The sequence below is a fragment of the Roseateles sp. FW305-36 genome (assembly GCF_058787015.1).
Map to the genome: position 1 here is coordinate 106,433 of NZ_JBYSZK010000021.1, position 14,743 is coordinate 121,175.

Genomic DNA, 14,743 nt, shown 5'->3' on the forward strand with positions numbered 1-14,743 from the left:
GCTCTCTCCGCAGTCTTGTCCCGGCAGTGACAAGACCGAAAAGCCCCCTAGTTAGTACTGAGAACGGGGCATCACCACCGTGTCCTTGAAGGTCTTGGGCTTTTCCTCGGGCGCTGCCGGATTCAGCTTGGACTCGGCATACAGGCGGGCGGCCTCGGCAGGGTCCACCGCCGGCACTTCCGGCGCGGGTGCCGGGCGCGGCGCGGGGCGCACGGCCAGGCGCAACTCGTGGTTCTCGCGCTGCAGCTGTTCGACCTGCTTGCGGGCCTGGGTGAGTTGCTGGGCGCCTTGCTGGCGCGATTGCTCGACGTGCGTCACGCGCTCATGCTCACGCTTGACCTTCTTGGCCGCCCAGAGATAGACGGCGACACCTGCGAGCACTGCCCCCAGCGCGAAGCCACCCAGCAGGGGCAGCAATTGAGCGTTGTCCATATTTTTCTCCCTCGACACCGTTGTCCGGCAAGACTGTATGCCCCCCGCCCCGCAATGTCTGCCCGGCGAGGGTTTTTCACGAGGTGCGGCGGCCCCCTGCCCGTCTTGGACGCACAACAGCCCCCGGCTAGAGTGCGGGCCATGCTGATTCCGGTCGTCTACCCACCCCACGATCCCGCGCCGCCGCCGCAGTTTTCCCCGCCGCCGCCCCCGCCCGGTTCGCCCGAGCCCGCCCCGCCCCCACCGCCCGAGCCGCCCGCCGCGCCGCCGGCGGCCGCTGGCGGGGACGTGCCGCGCATGCTCTATCTGCTGCGCGTGCTGGCCCTGTGCGCCTTCCCCGTGGGCATCGTCATCGCCGGCGTCGTGGTGCTGCTGGGCCTCGAGCAGGCCCGCGAGACCCTGCTGTCGCTGGAAGTGGGCAGCGTGCAGACGGGCCTCCTGGTCTTCGCCTTCGGCCTGTGGCTGCTGATGGCCTGGTATGTCAGCCGCCTGCTGCTGGACCGCCGCTTCACGCCCGACACCCTGGGCGAGTGCACCCATGCCGGCTTTGCCGAGGGTCTGCGCCGCTGGCTGCCGCGCGGCCTCATCCTCGGAGGCGGCCTGCCCATCACCGCCTTCTTCCTGATGCAGCAGCGCGAGCGCTTCATCGGCGTCGGCCTGCTGGCGGTGACGCTGGGCCTCTACCTCTTTGCCTGGAAGCGCCGCGCCTGGCTGCTCAGGCTCGGCACCGACTCCTGGTTGGCACGCATCCTGGCCCTCAACGGCCGCCGCGAGGCCATCGCGCAGATGGAGCGCGAGGACCGCATGAGCACGCCGTCGCGCGTGCTCGTCGGCCTGGTGTTGCTGCTGCAGTGGGCGCTCTTTGTCGCCCTGGTGGCCGCGCCCGAGGACACCGCGCGGGCCTTCGGCTCGCCGGCCCTGGTGCTGCTGGCCATGGGCAGCTGGATCGTCTTCGGCGGCGTGCTGCTGACCTATGTGCCCAAGGCCTTGATCCGCATGCCGCTCACCGCCCTGCCGGTGCTGCTCTTCGTCGCCTTTGCGCCGCTGAACGACAACCACCGCGTTGCCAACCCCGAGCGCAGCGCGGCCAGTGCCATCGCCCAGCGCCAGCCGGCGGATGCCTGGATCCAGACCTGGCTGCGCACCGTCGGCGCCGACGGCAAGCGGCCCCTGGTGCTGGTGGCCGTGTCCGGCGGCGCCTCGCGGGCGGCCTACTGGGGCAGCGCCTCAATGGCGCGCCTGCAGGACCTGGGCGAGGAACAGGGCGTCAACTTCGCCGACTCGGTGTTCGCCATCAGCGGCACTTCGGGCGGCGCCCTGGGCGCGGCCAGCTTCGTGGCGGCCGTGGACGCGCGCCGCCAGGCCATCGATACGGCCCGCTGCACACCCTGGAATCTGGTGCGTGACTTCACCGGCCGCGACCACCTCGCCACGCCGGTGGGCGACCTGCTCTACCCCGACCTGGTGCAGCGCCTGCTGCCCGTGGCCATCGCAGGCACGGACCGGTCCCTGGGCCTGGAAAAGGTCTGGACCCATGACTGGCCGCGCAGCCTGGCGCGGCAATGCCCCCTGCGCGCCAACGCCAATCCCAACCCCTGGGGCGAGGCGATGACGGCCCTGCATGGCCGCGCCACCGAAGCCGAGTGGCTGCCGCTGCTGGCCCTGAACACGACGGCCCTGTCGCGCGGCCAGCGCGTCTACCAGTCCGACTTCCTGCTGCCCAGCGGCGACGGCATCGACCTGCTCGACCCCTCCCTCGGCCTGGATGTCGATCGCATGACCCTGGCCCAGGCCGTGCACAACAGCGCACGCTTCCCCTACATCAGCCCGGCCGCGGCGGTGATCTTCAAGGAAGCCCACAAGGACGAGGAGAACAGCGATGTCGGCCGCGTCTGGGACCGCCTGGGCGACGGCGGCTATGTGGAGGCGAGCGCGACCTTGACCCTGTCCGACCTGCTGCGCGACCTCGAGGCCAGCGGCCGCATCAAGACCTGCAAGCCCGAGGACGATTGCGCCCGCCAGGGCATCCTGGACCGCTCGCGGCTGCGCCTGCTGCTGCTGGTCAACACGCCGGCCCAGGTCGACGACTGGCTGTGCCGCGACGCACCCACGGCCGCCGACGCCCAGCCCCTGGACGGCCGCCGCTACCGTGCCACCCACATGGGCCTGAACGAAGTCGTCGCGCCGGCCCAGGGCATCCTGAACAGCAACAGCGCCCGTGGTCGCGATTCGGCCGTCGAACTCATCAAGCGCATCGGCGGCTGCGGTCAGGTGGCCGAGCTGCGCCTGCCCGCCGTGCCGGGCCAGCGCCAGCCTTCGATGAACTGGATGCTGAACCAGGCCTCGCGCGAGCTGATCGATGCGGCCCTGCTGGAGAAGCTCAATCCGGCCGATGCCGCGGTTGGGCCCGCGCAAGCCCAACTGGTGGCCCACCTTCGCCAAGCGAAAACCTGGATGCGGCAGATGAAGTGAAGCTGGCGGCGGCGCCACAATGCTGCCCGCCATGCCCCGCATCATCCTGAACCTCTGCACCGCTCCCGAGCGCCGCCTCCAATGGCGCGTCCTGCTCGCGGTCCTGCTTGTCGTCATCACCTGGCTGGCCCTGATCCCGGCGCCGCCCAAGGTCATCACGACCGGCTGGGACAAGTCCAACCATGCCCTCGCCTTCGCCTCGCTGGCCTTCAGCAGCGTCTGGGCCGTCTGGCAGCGGCCGCGCCAATGGATCTGGCTGGCACTCGTCCTGGTCGGCTACGGAATCGGCATCGAGATCGCGCAGAGCTTCCTGCCGCCGCGCGAGGCCGACTGGCACGACGTGGTGGCCGACAGCGTCGGCATCGCCCTGGGTCTGCTGCTCGCCTGGCCCGTCACAGCCAGCGCAGCACGCCGAGACTGATGGCGGGCACGAAGAGCAGCAGCAACAGCCTCAGCGCATCGCTGGCGAGGAAGGGCATGACGCCCTTGTAGGTCTCGTTCATCGGCACGTCGCGTGCCATGCCATTGACGACGTAGACGTTTAGCCCCACCGGCGGCGCCAGCATGCCGATGCCCACCGTCATCAGCACCAGGATGCCGAACCAGATGGCCTTGGGCTCGGCCGCAAGGCCCCACAGGTCCAGGCCCATGATGGTGGGGAAGATGACGGGGATGGTCAGCAGCAGCATGGACAGCTCGTCCATCACGCAGCCCAGCACGACATAGAAGGCCAGCACGCCGGCCACGATGGCCAGCGGTGGCACGGCCAAGCCGCCCACCCACTCGGCCAGATGCGTCGGCATCTGCGTGAGGGCCAGGGCCGAGTTCATCATGTCGGCGCCGAGGAAGATCATGAAGACCATGGCCGTCGTCTCGGCCGTGCCGAGCAGGGCGCGCTGGATGCCTTCACGGCGCAGTTCGCCCGACAACAGGCCGCTGCTCAAGGTTGCCAGCGCGCCGACCGACGCGCCTTCGGTCGGGCTGAACAGGCCGCCATAGATGCCGCCGAACACCACGACGAAGATGGCCAGCAGCGGCCACACGCCCAGCAGGGCTCGCCAGCGCTCGCCCCAGCCGTGGCGCCGCCCCGGCATCGCCAGCTCGGGCCGCAGCCGGCAGGTGATGGCGATGACGGCGAGATATCCCGCCGTCGCGATCAGGCCCGGGATGAAGGCCGCGGCGAAGAGCTTGGCGATGTTCTGCTCGGTCAGGATGGCGTAGACGATCAGCGGCACCGACGGTGGAATCAGGATGCCCAGGGTGCCGCCGGTCGCCAGCACCGCGGTGGACAACCGACCGTGATAGCCGGCCGCCTTCATCTCGCCGTAGGCCACCTGGGTGATGGTGGCGCAGGTGGCGACGGACGAGCCGCAGACCGAACCAAATGCCGCCGAGGCGAGGATGGCCGCAAAGGCCAGACCGCCGCGCCAATGGCCGACCCAAGCCGACGCGGCACGGAACAACGCCTTGGACAGGCCACCCTGAGTCGCGAACTGGCCCATCAACAGAAAGAGCGGGATGACCGACAGCTCGTAGACCGTCAGCCGCGCGACCGCCGAGCCCTTGATGAGGTTGAGCAGGGCCGCGTCGTTGCTCATCCAGGCATAGCCGAGAGCGCCGGGAATGAACATGGCCGCGGCGATGGGCACGCGCAGGGCCATCAGCAAGAGCATCAGGCCGAAGATGGTCAGGCCGACGGTCATGTCAGCCCCTCGTCCGACGGGAGCGTCGGACGATCCCCCGAGGGGATGGCGGCCCGGCTAGGGGCGGCCCGTCGCTCGGCCCGCCCGCTCATGCTGAGCGCCTCCTGACCGCCTGCGCGACAGCAATGACAGCCGTCAGCGCCAACCCCGGCGCCAGGATGGCATAGGACCACCACATCGGCAGGCCCAGGATCATGGTCTGCTCGCCGGCCTCGTCCATGGCCAGGGCGCCGACGCCGGTGCGCCAGGCCAGCAGGCCCAGCATGACGGCCAGCAGCAGCGCGCCGAAGCGGTCGAGGGCGCCGTTGACGCGCTCCGGGGCGTGCTGGGTGAAGAAGTCCACGATGATGTTGCCGCGCCTGAGCTGGCACCAGGGCAGGCACAGCGCGATGGACAGCGCGATGCCGATCTGGCTCAGCTCGATGTCGCCCGCCACCGGATGGGCGAACAGATTGCGGCCGACGACGCTGTACAGCACCATGCATGCCACCAGCAAGGCGCACAGGCCGCCGAGCAGGGCGAAGCCAGCGGCCAGCTTCTCAAGCCACTTCACTTCCTGTACTTGGCCAGCAAGCCTTGAGCCTCGGCCAGCATCTGCTTGCCGGGCAGGCCGCGCTTGTCCATGTCGGCGGTCCAGTCGTCGTAGAGGGGGTGGCTGGCCTTGATCCAGTGGTCCACCTCGGCGGCCGGCACGGTGTAGAAGACATTGCCGCGGTCCACCGCATGCTTGCGCGCCGACGCCTGGCTGGCGTCCCAGGTGCGACCGGCGGCCTGCGACAACGCTGCACCCGAGTTCCTGTCGATGACGGCCTTGAGGTCGACAGGCAGGCTGTCGTACCTGGCCGGGTTCATGGCCAGCACGAAGACGGCGGTGTAGAGGGCCGGCCGGCTCGTGTCGGTCTCGGTGTGGTACCTGACCATCTCGTGCAGCTTCACCGACGGGATGACCTCCCAGGGCAGCGCAAAGCCGTCGATGGTGCCCTTGCTGACAGCATCGGCCACGGCCGGCAGCGGCATGCCGACCGGCGAGGCACCCAGGGACGCCAGCAGCCGGTTGGTCTGGCGCGTCGGCGCGCGCAGCTTCAGCCCCTTGAAGTCGCCCAGGGTCTTGATCTGCTTGTCGCGGGTGTGCAGATAGCCCTCGTCGTGCGTGGCGAACATCAGCGGCTTGACGGCGGCGAACTCCTTGACGGCGTATTTGCCGTAGAAGTCCCAGGCGGCACGCGAGGCGGCCTCGGCCGAGTTGGTCATGAAGGGCAGCTCGAAGACCTCCATGATGGGGAAGCGCCCGGCCGTGTAGCCCGGCAGCGTGAAGGCGATGTCGACGACGCCGTCCTTGACCTGATCGATGAGCTGGGCCGGCGTGCCGCCGAGCTGCATGGCCGGGAAAAGCTGGCATTTCAGGCGCTGGCCGGAGTCGGCCGCGATCCTGTCGCACCAGGGCGCCAGGATCTGCGTCGGCGGCATGGCGCCCGGCGGCCAGAAATGATGCACCTTGAGCATGATGGGCTCGGCCGCCTGCACCGCGGTGGCGGCGAGCAGGGCGGCGGCGAGGACGGCAGCTTTCATGCCGGGTCTCCCTCCTGTTGTGTGGCGGCGATCCTAGGGGAAGTGAAGACCCCGACAGATCGGCTGACACCCTAGGGATGCCGTCCTACAGTCAATAACCCTGCACTGACATACCGTTGGCAGCAGTTTGCGATACGGTGCCTCCCATGTTGACCGAGCTGCTTCGCGCCACCCGTGCCCATTCGCTGGTCCTGGCCGCCCCCCTGTCGGATGAGGACGCCCAGTTGCAGTCCATGCCGGACGCCAGCCCGGCCAAATGGCATCTCGCGCACACCACCTGGTTCTTCGAGACCCTAGTGCTGGCGCCCCATCTGCCCGACTACTGCGTCTTCGACGAGCGCTGGCCGCGCCTCTTCAACTCCTATTACGAAAGCCTCGGCCCCCGCCATGCGCGCCCGCAGCGCGGCCTGCTGAGTCGGCCGTCCTTCGACGAGGTCAAGGCTTACCGCCGCCACGTCGATGCGGCCCTGGCCGACCTGCTGCCCCACGCCACTGACGACGCCCGCCGGCTTGTCGAGCTGGGCTGCCATCACGAGCAACAGCACCAGGAGCTGCTGCTGACCGACATCCTGCATGCCTTCTCCTGCAACCCGCTGCTGCCGGCCTATGAAATGTCCGCGCCCCAGCCGGCCGCCGCGCTCCAGCAGGGCTGGCTGAAGCATGCCGGCGGCATCGTCGACGTGGGCCATGGCGGCAACGGCTTCGCCTTCGACAACGAAGGGCCACGCCATCAGGCGCTCATCTCGCCCTTCGAGATCTGCAACCGCCTCGTGACCTGCGCCGAATACGCCGACTTCATCGAGGCCGGCGGCTATCGCGAGCCACTGCTGTGGCTGTCCGACGGCTGGGCCACGGTGCAAGCCCAGGGCTGGCAGCGGCCGGCCTACTGGCAGGAAGACGGCAGCGTCTTCGGCCTGCACGGCGTGCAGCCGATGGACCCCAACGCCCCTGTCATGCAGCTCAGCTTTTACGAGGCCTGCGCCTTCGCCGAATGGGCCGGCGCCCGGCTGCCGACCGAATTCGAGTGGGAGGTCGCGTCGGCCCTGCAAGGTTTCGAGCAGGCCGCCGACCAAGCCTGGCAATGGACCCGCTCCAGCTATGCGCCCTACCCCGGCTTCAAGCCGGCAGCGGGCGCCGTCGGTGAATACAACGGCAAGTTCATGGTGGGGCAGCAGGTGCTGCGCGGCGGCAGCCTCGCGACGCCGCCCGGCCATGCGCGCCCGAGTTACCGCAATTTCTTCCCGCCAGCCGCGCGCTGGCAGTTCAGTGGATTGAGGCTTGCAAGATGAAACCAGGAATTGAATGGCGCCAGCCCCGGGCGGCCGCCGACAACGAGCAGTTCGCGGCCGACCTGCATGCCGCGCTGAGCCGCGCGCCCAAGGCCATTTCGCCCAAGTACTTCTATGACGAGGCGGGCTCTCGGCTGTTCGAGCAGATCTGCGAGTTGCCCGAGTACTACCCGACGCGCACCGAGCTGGCCCTGCTGCAAAGGCATGCCCGCGACATGGCCGCCCAGTTCGGCGCCGGCGTGCAGCTCGTCGAATACGGCGCCGGCGCCCTGCGCAAGGTGCGCCTGCTGCTGGACGCCATCCCGCGCGACAGCGTGCAGTTTGTGCCGGTGGACATCTCCGGCCCGCATCTGCTGGCCGCCTGCGACGGCCTGGCAGGCGACTATCCCGGCCTGGCCATCCAGCCCCTGGTGGCCGACTTCACGCGGCCCCACACCCTGCCGCCCTGTTCTGAGGGCAGCCGCCGCGTCGGCTTCTTCCCGGGCTCCAGCATCGGCAACTTCACGCCCGCCGAGGCCGATGCCTTCCTGCGCCTGGCCGCCAGCGAGCTGGCCGGCGGCGGCCTGCTGATCGGCATCGACCTGGAGAAGGACCACGACGTGCTGCATGCGGCCTACAACGACGCCGCGGGCGTGACGGCCGCCTTCAACCTCAATGTGCTGATGCGAGCCCGCCAGGAGTTGGGTGCCGAGTTCCCGCCCGACGGCTTCGAGCATCTGGCCTTCTACAACCCGGCCTACCGGCGCATCGAGATGCATCTGCGCGCCACGCGGCCGCTGGAGCTGCAACTGGGCGGTGAGGTCTATGCCTTCCATGAAGGCGAGACGCTGCACACCGAGCATTCGCACAAATACACGGTGTCGGGCTTCCAGGCGCTGGCCGAGCGTGCGGGCTTCAAGCCGGGCAAGGTGTGGACGGATGAGAACGGGTGGTTTGCGGTGCTGTGGCTGGAGGCGTAGGCCACCACGGCTGCACGAACCCACTGTGAGCTATCGAAGCCCGACTTAGCTGGCTGCGGACCCGACGGGAGCGCGCGCGACGCAAGTCCGGAATGCGGGCGCGGAAGTGCTACTTCTTCGGCCTTTCGAAGACGACCATCGCGCATGCAATCTTCGAGGCGTTAGCTGAATTGTTGATCGGGCACACACGGTTGTCGACGATCGTATGCACACGCCAGCCCTGGGCCGCCGCCGCATTCAAATCCTTCTCAAGATTGACGATCCACGGCCAACGAACCAAGTATTCGTGACTCTGCTGTTGACTTGAAGGCTGGTTGTCTTCCGCGAGGACTGGCAGACAACACGCGGAAGCAAACAGCACAACGGCTGCAATGGTCGAGCGAAGCATTTGCACATCTCCTCTAGTGGGTCTTAACAGACGAGGGGATCATAAAAATGCAATGCAAGGAGAGCATCCCATCTTTTGAGGGCACCTGCCGAGTTGCCTCTACGCTGCGAGCCACGGCCTCAGTCGGTCAGCGACCCGCTTGGCCCAACCTCAGATCGCCAACCGTTCCCTCACCCCATCCGCCGCCATGTCCTTGCCTCGCCCGCGCATGACGATCTCGCCCCGCTGCATCAGCAGATACTGATCCGCCAGCTCCTCGGCGAAGTCGTAGAACTGCTCCACCAGCACCACCGACAAGCCCTTGTCATGGGCCAGGTGCTTGATGACGCGGCCAATGTCCTGGATGACGTTGGGCTGGATGCCTTCGGTGGGCTCGTCCAGCAGCAGCACCTTGGGGCCGGGCGCCAGCGCGCGGGCAATGGCGAGCTGCTGTTGCTGGCCGCCGGACAGGTCGCCACCGCGGCGCGAGCGCATCTTGTCGAGCACGGGAAACAGCTCGAACAGCTCCTTGGGCAAGGGCGTGCCGGCGGGCTGGCTGGCCAGGCCCATCTGCAGGTTCTCCATGACCGACAAACGCCCGAAGATCTCGCGGCCCTGGGGCACATAGCCGAGGCCGGCGCGCACGCGCTGGTGGGTGCGCAGCTTGTTGATGGTGTCGCCGGCCAGCGTGATGCTGCCGGAGGTGACGGGCACGACGCCCATCAGGCTCTTCAGCAGCGTCGTCTTGCCGACGCCGTTGCGGCCCAGCACGACGGTGACCTCGCCGGGCTTCAGATCGAAGCTGAGGCCGCGCAGGATGTTGGAGCCGCCGTAGTGCTGCTGCAGGTCTTCGACGCGAAGAATTTCATCGGCCAAGGTACACCTCGATGACTTTCTCGTCGGATTGAACGGCCGCCATGGTGCCTTCCGCGAGGGTCTGGCCTTCATGCAACACGGTGACCGTGCGATGGGCCCCGGCCAGCGTGGCGACAAAGCTCATGTCGTGTTCGACGACGACGAGTGAATGCTTGCCTTCCAGGCTCAGGAAGAGCTCGGCCGTGCGCTCGGTCTCCTCGTCGGTCATGCCGGCCACGGGCTCGTCCAGCAGCAGCAGCTTGGGGTCCTGCGCCAACAGCATGCCAATCTCCAGCCATTGCTTCTGACCGTGGCTGAGCAGGCCCGCGACGCGTTCACGTTCGTCGGTCAGATGCACGGTCTTCAGCAACTCGCCGAGACGGTCGCGCTGTTCGCCACTCAGCTTCGCCCGCATCGCGAAGCGTGCCCGTCGATCACCGGCCAGGGCCAGCTCCAGGTTCTCGGCCACCGTCAGCGCCTCGAACACCGTCGGCTTCTGGAACTTGCGGCCGATGCCGGCCCGGGCGATCTGCTGCTCGCTCATCAGGCGCAGGTTGAGGTTGCTGCCGAAGAAGATGCGGCCGCTGTCGGGCCGCGTCTTGCCGGTGAGGCAGTCCATCGTCGTCGTCTTGCCGGCGCCGTTGGGGCCAATGACGCAGCGCAGTTCACCGACGCCGACGGTGAACGACAGTCCGCCCAGGGCCTGGAAGCCATCGAAGGCCACCTTGAGGTCTTCGACGTAGAGGGCCACGCCCTGGTTGAAGACCGGCTCGCCGGATGTCGCGATGCGCGTGATCGCCCGCGCATGGGCCTCGGCGCCCGCTTCGAGGAGCTCTGGTGTCATTTCTTGAACCTCCGCGCCAGCCCCATCAGGCCTTGCGGCAGGAACAGCGTCACGGCGATGAAGAGGCCGCCCAGGATGTAGAGCCAGCCTTCCGGCCACCAGGCCGTGAAGACGGACTTGGTGCCGTTGACGAAGAAGGCGCCCAGCACCGGCCCGATCAGCGTGCCGCGGCCGCCGACCGCCGCCCAGATGGCCATCTCGATGCTTGCCGCCGGGCTCATCTCGCCGGGGTTGATGATGCCCACCTGGGGCACATAGAGCATGCCGGCCAGGGCGCACATCACCGCCGAGATGACGTAGGCGCTGAGCTTGAAGGCGACCGGGTCATAGCCCAGGAAACGCACACGGCCTTCGGCATCCCGGATGGCTTGCAGGATGCGGCCCCAGCGGCTTCGTGTCAGCCAGCGGGCGACCAGATAGCAGGCGATCAGCGCCAGACCGCTGGCGATGCACAGGCCCACCTTCATGCCCGGTGTGTTCAGCGGCATGCCAGCGATGCGCTTGAAGTCGGTGAAGCCGTTGTTGCCGCCAAAGCCCGTCTCGTTGCGGAAGAACAGCAGCATGGCCGCCACCGTCAGCGCCTGCGTGATGATGGAGAAATAGACGCCCTGGATGCGCGAGCGGAAGGCGAACCAGCCGAACACCGCGGCCAGCAGGCCGGGCACCGCGAGCGCCAGGAAGATCTGCCCCACCAGCGAGTCGCTGAGGGCCCAATGCCAGGGCAGCGCCTTCCAGTTCAGGAAGACCATGAAGTCCGGCAGGTCCGACTGGTACTGCCCTTCACGGCCGATCTGGCGCATCAGGTACATGCCCATGCCGTAGCCGCCCAACGCAAAGAACAGGCCGTGGCCCAGCGACAGGATGCCGCCGAAACCCCAGATCAGGTCCAGGGCCAGCGCGCAGATGGCAAAGCACAGGAACTTGCCGAGCAGGCCGACGTAGAACTCGCTGAGGTGCAGCACATGACCGGGCGGGAAGGCCAGGTGCAGCAGCGGCACCAGCAGCATCAGCAAGGCCGCGGTGAGGAGCAAAGTCTTCTTCATTCGACGCTCCGGCCCTTCAGTGCGAACAGGCCTTGCGGCTTTTTCTGGATGACGAGGACCAGCAGCATCAGCAGCGCGATCTTGGCCAGCACCGCCCCCTGCCAGCCCTCCAGCAGCTTGGACAGCACGCCCAGGCCCAGGCCCGCATACACCGTGCCGGCCAGCTGGCCGACGCCACCCAGCACGACCACCATGAAGGCGTCGACGATATAGCTCTGGCCAAGGTCGGGGCCGACATTGCCGATCTGGCTCAGCGCGCAACCAGCCAGGCCGGCGATGCCCGAGCCCAGCGCGAAGGCCAGGGTGTCGACCTTGGCCGTGTTGACGCCCACGCAGGCGGCCATGCGGCGGTTCTGCGTGACACCGCGCACCATCAGGCCCAGGCGCGTCCTGGCCAGCAGCAGGCCCATGCCGCTCAGCACCAGGGCGGCAAACGCAAGGATGGCGAGGCGGTTGTAGGGCAAAGTGAAATTCGGCAGCAATGCCCAGCCGCCGGACAGCCAGGCGGGGTTCTCGACGGCCACGTTCTGCGCACCGAACAGCGTGCGCACGGCCTGCATCAGCACCAGGGAAATGCCCCAGGTGGCCAGCAACGTCTCCAGCGGCCGGCCGTAGAGCCAGCGGATCACCGTGCGCTCCATCGCCGCACCCACGAGGGCCGCCGCCAGGAAGCTGGCCGGCAGCGCGATCCACAGGTAGTAGTCGAAGGCGCCCGGTGCCCAGGCGCGAAAGCCCTGCTGCACGCAGTAGGTGGCATAGGCGCCCACCATCAGCAGCTCTCCGTGCGCCATGTTGATGACGCCCATCAGGCCGTAGGTGATGGCCAGGCCCAGCGCCACCAGCAGCAGCACCGAGCCCAGGCTGAGGCCGGAAAACAGCAGCTGGGCGCGCTCGCCCCAGGCCAGGCGGTCGCCGATATCGGCCACGGCCTTCTGCATGGCGGACTTGGCGGCGGCGTCGGTTTCGGCGCCGAGCTTTTCCAGCAGCAGCGCACGCGTGGCCGGATCGGCGCTGCTGGCCAGCTCGGTCGCCGCGGCCTTGCGCTGCGCCGCATCGGTGGACGACAGCTTGGCGCCGGCCACCAGCGCACCCAGGTTGGCGCGCAACGCGGCATCGCTCTCGGCCGCCAACGCCTTCTCCAGCAGCGGCAGCTTGGACGCGTCCGCGTCGTCGCGCAGCGTGGCCAGCGCCTTGGCCCGCGTGGCACGGTCCTTGGACAGCAGGTCCAGCCCCGCCAGCGCCGCCTCGATCTCGCGGCGCATGCGATTGTTCAGCATCGGCTCCTCGGCATCGGCCGGTGCCGTCGCGCCCGCGGCGATGACGAGGGCCTGCCCGCCCTTGACGCGCACGCGGCCGTCCTGCAAGGCACGCAGGAAAGGCCCGAGCGATTCGTCGCCGGCCGCCAGCGCCTGCTGCACGGCCGCGACGCGGTCGTCGCCCTCACCCGCCGCGATGCGCGAGGCCAGCTCGGGCGGCAAGGCCCAGGCCGACACGAGGCCCAGCGCGAGCAACCATCCAAGAACAAGTCGTTTGATCATGAAGATCCAAGCGAGCGAAACCCGCGATGCGCCAGATCCGCGCACCGTTGCAGTGGCTGCCATGGGTCACGACCCATGGCAGTGTTCCGTCCGGCCGCAGCTCTCGCTGCGGCACGGCCGTCACTTCGTCGGCTCGTCCTTCTTGCCCTTGTTCTCGGGGATGTAGGGCGACCACGGCTGGGCCTTGACCGGACCCGGCGTCTTCCACACCACGTTGAACTGGCCGTCCGCCTTCACCTCGCCGATGAAGACCGACTTGTGCAGGTGGTGGTTCTTCTCGTCCATCTTGGACGTGATGCCCGACGGCGCCGTGAACGTCTGGCCGGCCATGGCGGCGATGACCTTGTCGGTGTCGGTGCTCTTGGCCTTGGTGACGGCCTGGGCCCACATATTGATGCCGATGTAGGTGGCCTCCATCGGGTCGTTGGTCAGCGGCTTGTCCTTGTGGCCGGCGATGCCCTTGGCCTTGGCGTAGTCGCTCCACTTCTTGATGAAGGCGTCGTTGGCCGGAGCCTTGATGGACATGAAGTAGTTCCAGGCGGCCAGATGGCCCTGCAGCGGCTTGGTGTCGACGCCGCGCAGCTCTTCCTCACCCACCGAGAAGGCCACCACCGGCACGTCGGTCGCCTTCAGGCCCTGGTTGCCCAGCTCCTTGTAGAAGGGCACGTTGGAGTCGCCGTTGATGGTGGAGATGACGGCCGTCTTCTTGCCCTCGGCGGCGAACTTCTTGATCTTGGCGATGATGCTTTGATAGTCCGCGTGGCCGAAGGGGGTGTAGTCCTCCATGATGTCGGCGTCCGGGATGCCCTTGCTCTTCAGGAAGGCACGCAGGATCTTGTTGGTGGTGCGGGGGTAGACGTAGTCGGTGCCCAGCAGCACGAAGCGCTTGGCGCCGCCGCCGTCCTTGCTCATAAGGTATTCGACGGCGGGGATGGCCTGCTGGTTGGGCGCGGCGCCCGTGTAGAAGACGTTCTTGCTCAGCTCCTCACCCTCGTACTGCACCGGGTAGAACAGCAGCGAATTGGTCTGCTCGAAGACCGGCAGCACCGACTTGCGGCTCACCGAGGTCCAGCAGCCGAACACCACGGCGACCTTGTCCTGCGAGATGAGCTGCTTGGCCTTCTCGGCGAACAGCGGCCAGTTGGAAGCCGGGTCAACCACCACCGGCTCCAGCTTCTTGCCGAGCAGGCCGCCCTTGGCATTGATCTCGTCGATGGCCATCAGCACCGTGTCCTTGAGCACGGTCTCGGAGATGGCCATGGTGCCCGACAGCGAATGCAGCACGCCGACCTTGATGGTGTCGGCGGCAAAGGCGGCGGGGGCGAACAGACTGGCGGCAGCGGCCAGCGCGAGAGCAGAACGGCGAAGCATCGGGAGTCCTCCGGGTTGGATGAGGGGGTCGAGTAGCCGGAGGGCAAGAGCGCAAGCCTCGTGCCAGCTCCGTGCACTTCGTCACACCCGCAGCGCCCCAACCCGGCGCACGGTTACGGCCCATGACAGCCCTGTCACGGTGCAGTTCGCACCGTTGGTGTACTGCAGCATTTGGCTGCCGCACGAAAACGGGCCGGCGGTGCCCCGCTTTGTGGCCGCCTAGCTGTGAAGAGTCAACACGTTCTTTCGAGATAGCGAGAGACGTGACATGGGCGGCTTGAGGTCAATGCCGTGATGCGGA

The 14,743-nt window shown here is 67.9% G+C and carries 14 protein-coding genes; 4 read left to right on the plus strand and 10 right to left on the minus strand.

The features are described from left to right. Positions 1-51: 51 nt before the first annotated feature. Positions 52-432, minus strand: coding sequence for a hypothetical protein (locus AC3WOE_RS28170; RefSeq protein ID WP_492695373.1), 381 nt, complete (start codon positions 430-432; stop codon positions 52-54). Between the two features lie 141 nt (positions 433-573). Between AC3WOE_RS28170 and AC3WOE_RS28175 the strand changes: the two genes are divergently transcribed. Together AC3WOE_RS28175 and AC3WOE_RS28180 are read left to right on the plus strand one after the other, a co-directional pair. After that, on the plus strand, positions 574-2,904 hold the full coding sequence (locus AC3WOE_RS28175; RefSeq protein WP_492695375.1) for a hypothetical protein: 2,331 nt from the start codon (positions 574-576) through the stop codon (positions 2,902-2,904). A gap of 31 nt (positions 2,905-2,935) precedes the next feature. Continuing rightward, positions 2,936-3,325: a VanZ family protein gene (locus AC3WOE_RS28180; RefSeq protein WP_492695377.1), complete on the plus strand. Its 390-nt coding sequence runs from the start codon at positions 2,936-2,938 to the stop codon at positions 3,323-3,325. Here the strand turns inward: AC3WOE_RS28180 and AC3WOE_RS28185 are convergent. The 3 genes from AC3WOE_RS28185 to AC3WOE_RS28195 all read right to left on the minus strand — a co-directional run bounded on the left by AC3WOE_RS28185 (position 3,297) and on the right by AC3WOE_RS28195 (position 6,176). Then, on the minus strand, positions 3,297-4,607 hold the full coding sequence (locus AC3WOE_RS28185; RefSeq protein WP_492695379.1) for a TRAP transporter large permease: 1,311 nt from the start codon (positions 4,605-4,607) through the stop codon (positions 3,297-3,299). The two genes, AC3WOE_RS28180 and AC3WOE_RS28185, sit on opposite strands and share 29 nt — an antisense overlap. An 88-nt stretch (positions 4,608-4,695) precedes the next feature. Next, the gene (locus AC3WOE_RS28190; RefSeq protein WP_492695381.1) at positions 4,696-5,160 is read right to left on the minus strand and encodes a TRAP transporter small permease; all 465 of its coding nucleotides are present in this window, start codon (positions 5,158-5,160) and stop codon (positions 4,696-4,698) included. Further along, positions 5,157-6,176 (minus strand): TRAP transporter substrate-binding protein, encoded by a 1,020-nt coding sequence (locus AC3WOE_RS28195; RefSeq protein ID WP_492695383.1) that lies wholly within the window; start codon positions 6,174-6,176, stop codon positions 5,157-5,159. Before AC3WOE_RS28195 ends, AC3WOE_RS28190 begins: the two co-directional genes overlap by 4 nt. 146 nt (positions 6,177-6,322) lie before the next feature. Between AC3WOE_RS28195 and egtB the strand changes: the two genes are divergently transcribed. Continuing rightward, positions 6,323-7,465 (plus strand): ergothioneine biosynthesis protein EgtB, encoded by a 1,143-nt coding sequence (egtB, locus tag AC3WOE_RS28200; RefSeq protein WP_492695385.1) that lies wholly within the window; start codon positions 6,323-6,325, stop codon positions 7,463-7,465. Continuing rightward, a complete protein-coding gene (gene egtD, locus AC3WOE_RS28205) occupies positions 7,462-8,424 on the plus strand; it encodes an L-histidine N(alpha)-methyltransferase (RefSeq protein WP_492695387.1) in 963 nt (320 codons plus the stop codon). The genes egtB and egtD overlap by 4 nt, the downstream gene beginning before the upstream one ends. Before the next feature lie 109 nt (positions 8,425-8,533). On the opposite strand, the gene AC3WOE_RS28210 is transcribed toward egtD, so the two are convergent. The 6 genes from AC3WOE_RS28210 to urtA form a co-directional block, all read right to left on the minus strand. Beyond that, positions 8,534-8,812 (minus strand): DUF4177 domain-containing protein, encoded by a 279-nt coding sequence (locus AC3WOE_RS28210; protein WP_492695389.1) that lies wholly within the window; start codon positions 8,810-8,812, stop codon positions 8,534-8,536. 150 nt (positions 8,813-8,962) lie between these two features. After that, complete coding sequence (urtE, locus tag AC3WOE_RS28215) at positions 8,963-9,655, minus strand: urea ABC transporter ATP-binding subunit UrtE (RefSeq protein ID WP_492695403.1); 693 nt, start codon at positions 9,653-9,655, stop codon at positions 8,963-8,965. Between the two features lies 1 nt (position 9,656). After that, positions 9,657-10,490, minus strand: a complete 834-nt coding sequence (gene urtD, locus AC3WOE_RS28220) for an urea ABC transporter ATP-binding protein UrtD (RefSeq protein ID WP_492695391.1) — start codon at positions 10,488-10,490, stop codon at positions 9,657-9,659. Next, positions 10,487-11,533: an urea ABC transporter permease subunit UrtC gene (urtC, locus tag AC3WOE_RS28225; protein WP_492695393.1), complete on the minus strand. Its 1,047-nt coding sequence runs from the start codon at positions 11,531-11,533 to the stop codon at positions 10,487-10,489. Before urtC ends, urtD begins: the two co-directional genes overlap by 4 nt. After that, a complete protein-coding gene (gene urtB, locus AC3WOE_RS28230; RefSeq protein ID WP_492695395.1) occupies positions 11,530-13,071 on the minus strand; it encodes an urea ABC transporter permease subunit UrtB in 1,542 nt (513 codons plus the stop codon). The genes urtC and urtB overlap by 4 nt, the downstream gene beginning before the upstream one ends. Before the next feature lie 120 nt (positions 13,072-13,191). Beyond that, positions 13,192-14,442, minus strand: coding sequence for an urea ABC transporter substrate-binding protein (gene urtA / locus AC3WOE_RS28235; protein WP_492695397.1), 1,251 nt, complete (start codon positions 14,440-14,442; stop codon positions 13,192-13,194). Positions 14,443-14,743 lie beyond the last annotated feature (301 nt).

Coding starts and splice junctions, on each gene's coding strand:
- AC3WOE_RS28195 (WP_492695383.1), bottom strand. CDS start 6,176: ATGAAAGCTGCCGTCCTCGCCGCCGCCCTGCTCGCCGCCACCGCGGTG.
- urtB (WP_492695395.1), bottom strand. CDS start 13,071: ATGATCAAACGACTTGTTCTTGGATGGTTGCTCGCGCTGGGCCTCGTG.
- urtA (WP_492695397.1), bottom strand. CDS start 14,442: ATGCTTCGCCGTTCTGCTCTCGCGCTGGCCGCTGCCGCCAGTCTGTTC.
- AC3WOE_RS28185 (WP_492695379.1), bottom strand. CDS start 4,607: ATGACCGTCGGCCTGACCATCTTCGGCCTGATGCTCTTGCTGATGGCC.
- egtB (WP_492695385.1), top strand. CDS start 6,323: ATGTTGACCGAGCTGCTTCGCGCCACCCGTGCCCATTCGCTGGTCCTG.
- AC3WOE_RS28170 (WP_492695373.1), bottom strand. CDS start 432: ATGGACAACGCTCAATTGCTGCCCCTGCTGGGTGGCTTCGCGCTGGGG.
- AC3WOE_RS28210 (WP_492695389.1), bottom strand. CDS start 8,812: ATGCTTCGCTCGACCATTGCAGCCGTTGTGCTGTTTGCTTCCGCGTGT.
- urtC (WP_492695393.1), bottom strand. CDS start 11,533: ATGAAGAAGACTTTGCTCCTCACCGCGGCCTTGCTGATGCTGCTGGTG.
- AC3WOE_RS28180 (WP_492695377.1), top strand. CDS start 2,936: ATGCCCCGCATCATCCTGAACCTCTGCACCGCTCCCGAGCGCCGCCTC.
- AC3WOE_RS28175 (WP_492695375.1), top strand. CDS start 574: ATGCTGATTCCGGTCGTCTACCCACCCCACGATCCCGCGCCGCCGCCG.
- egtD (WP_492695387.1), top strand. CDS start 7,462: ATGAAACCAGGAATTGAATGGCGCCAGCCCCGGGCGGCCGCCGACAAC.
- urtD (WP_492695391.1), bottom strand. CDS start 10,490: ATGACACCAGAGCTCCTCGAAGCGGGCGCCGAGGCCCATGCGCGGGCG.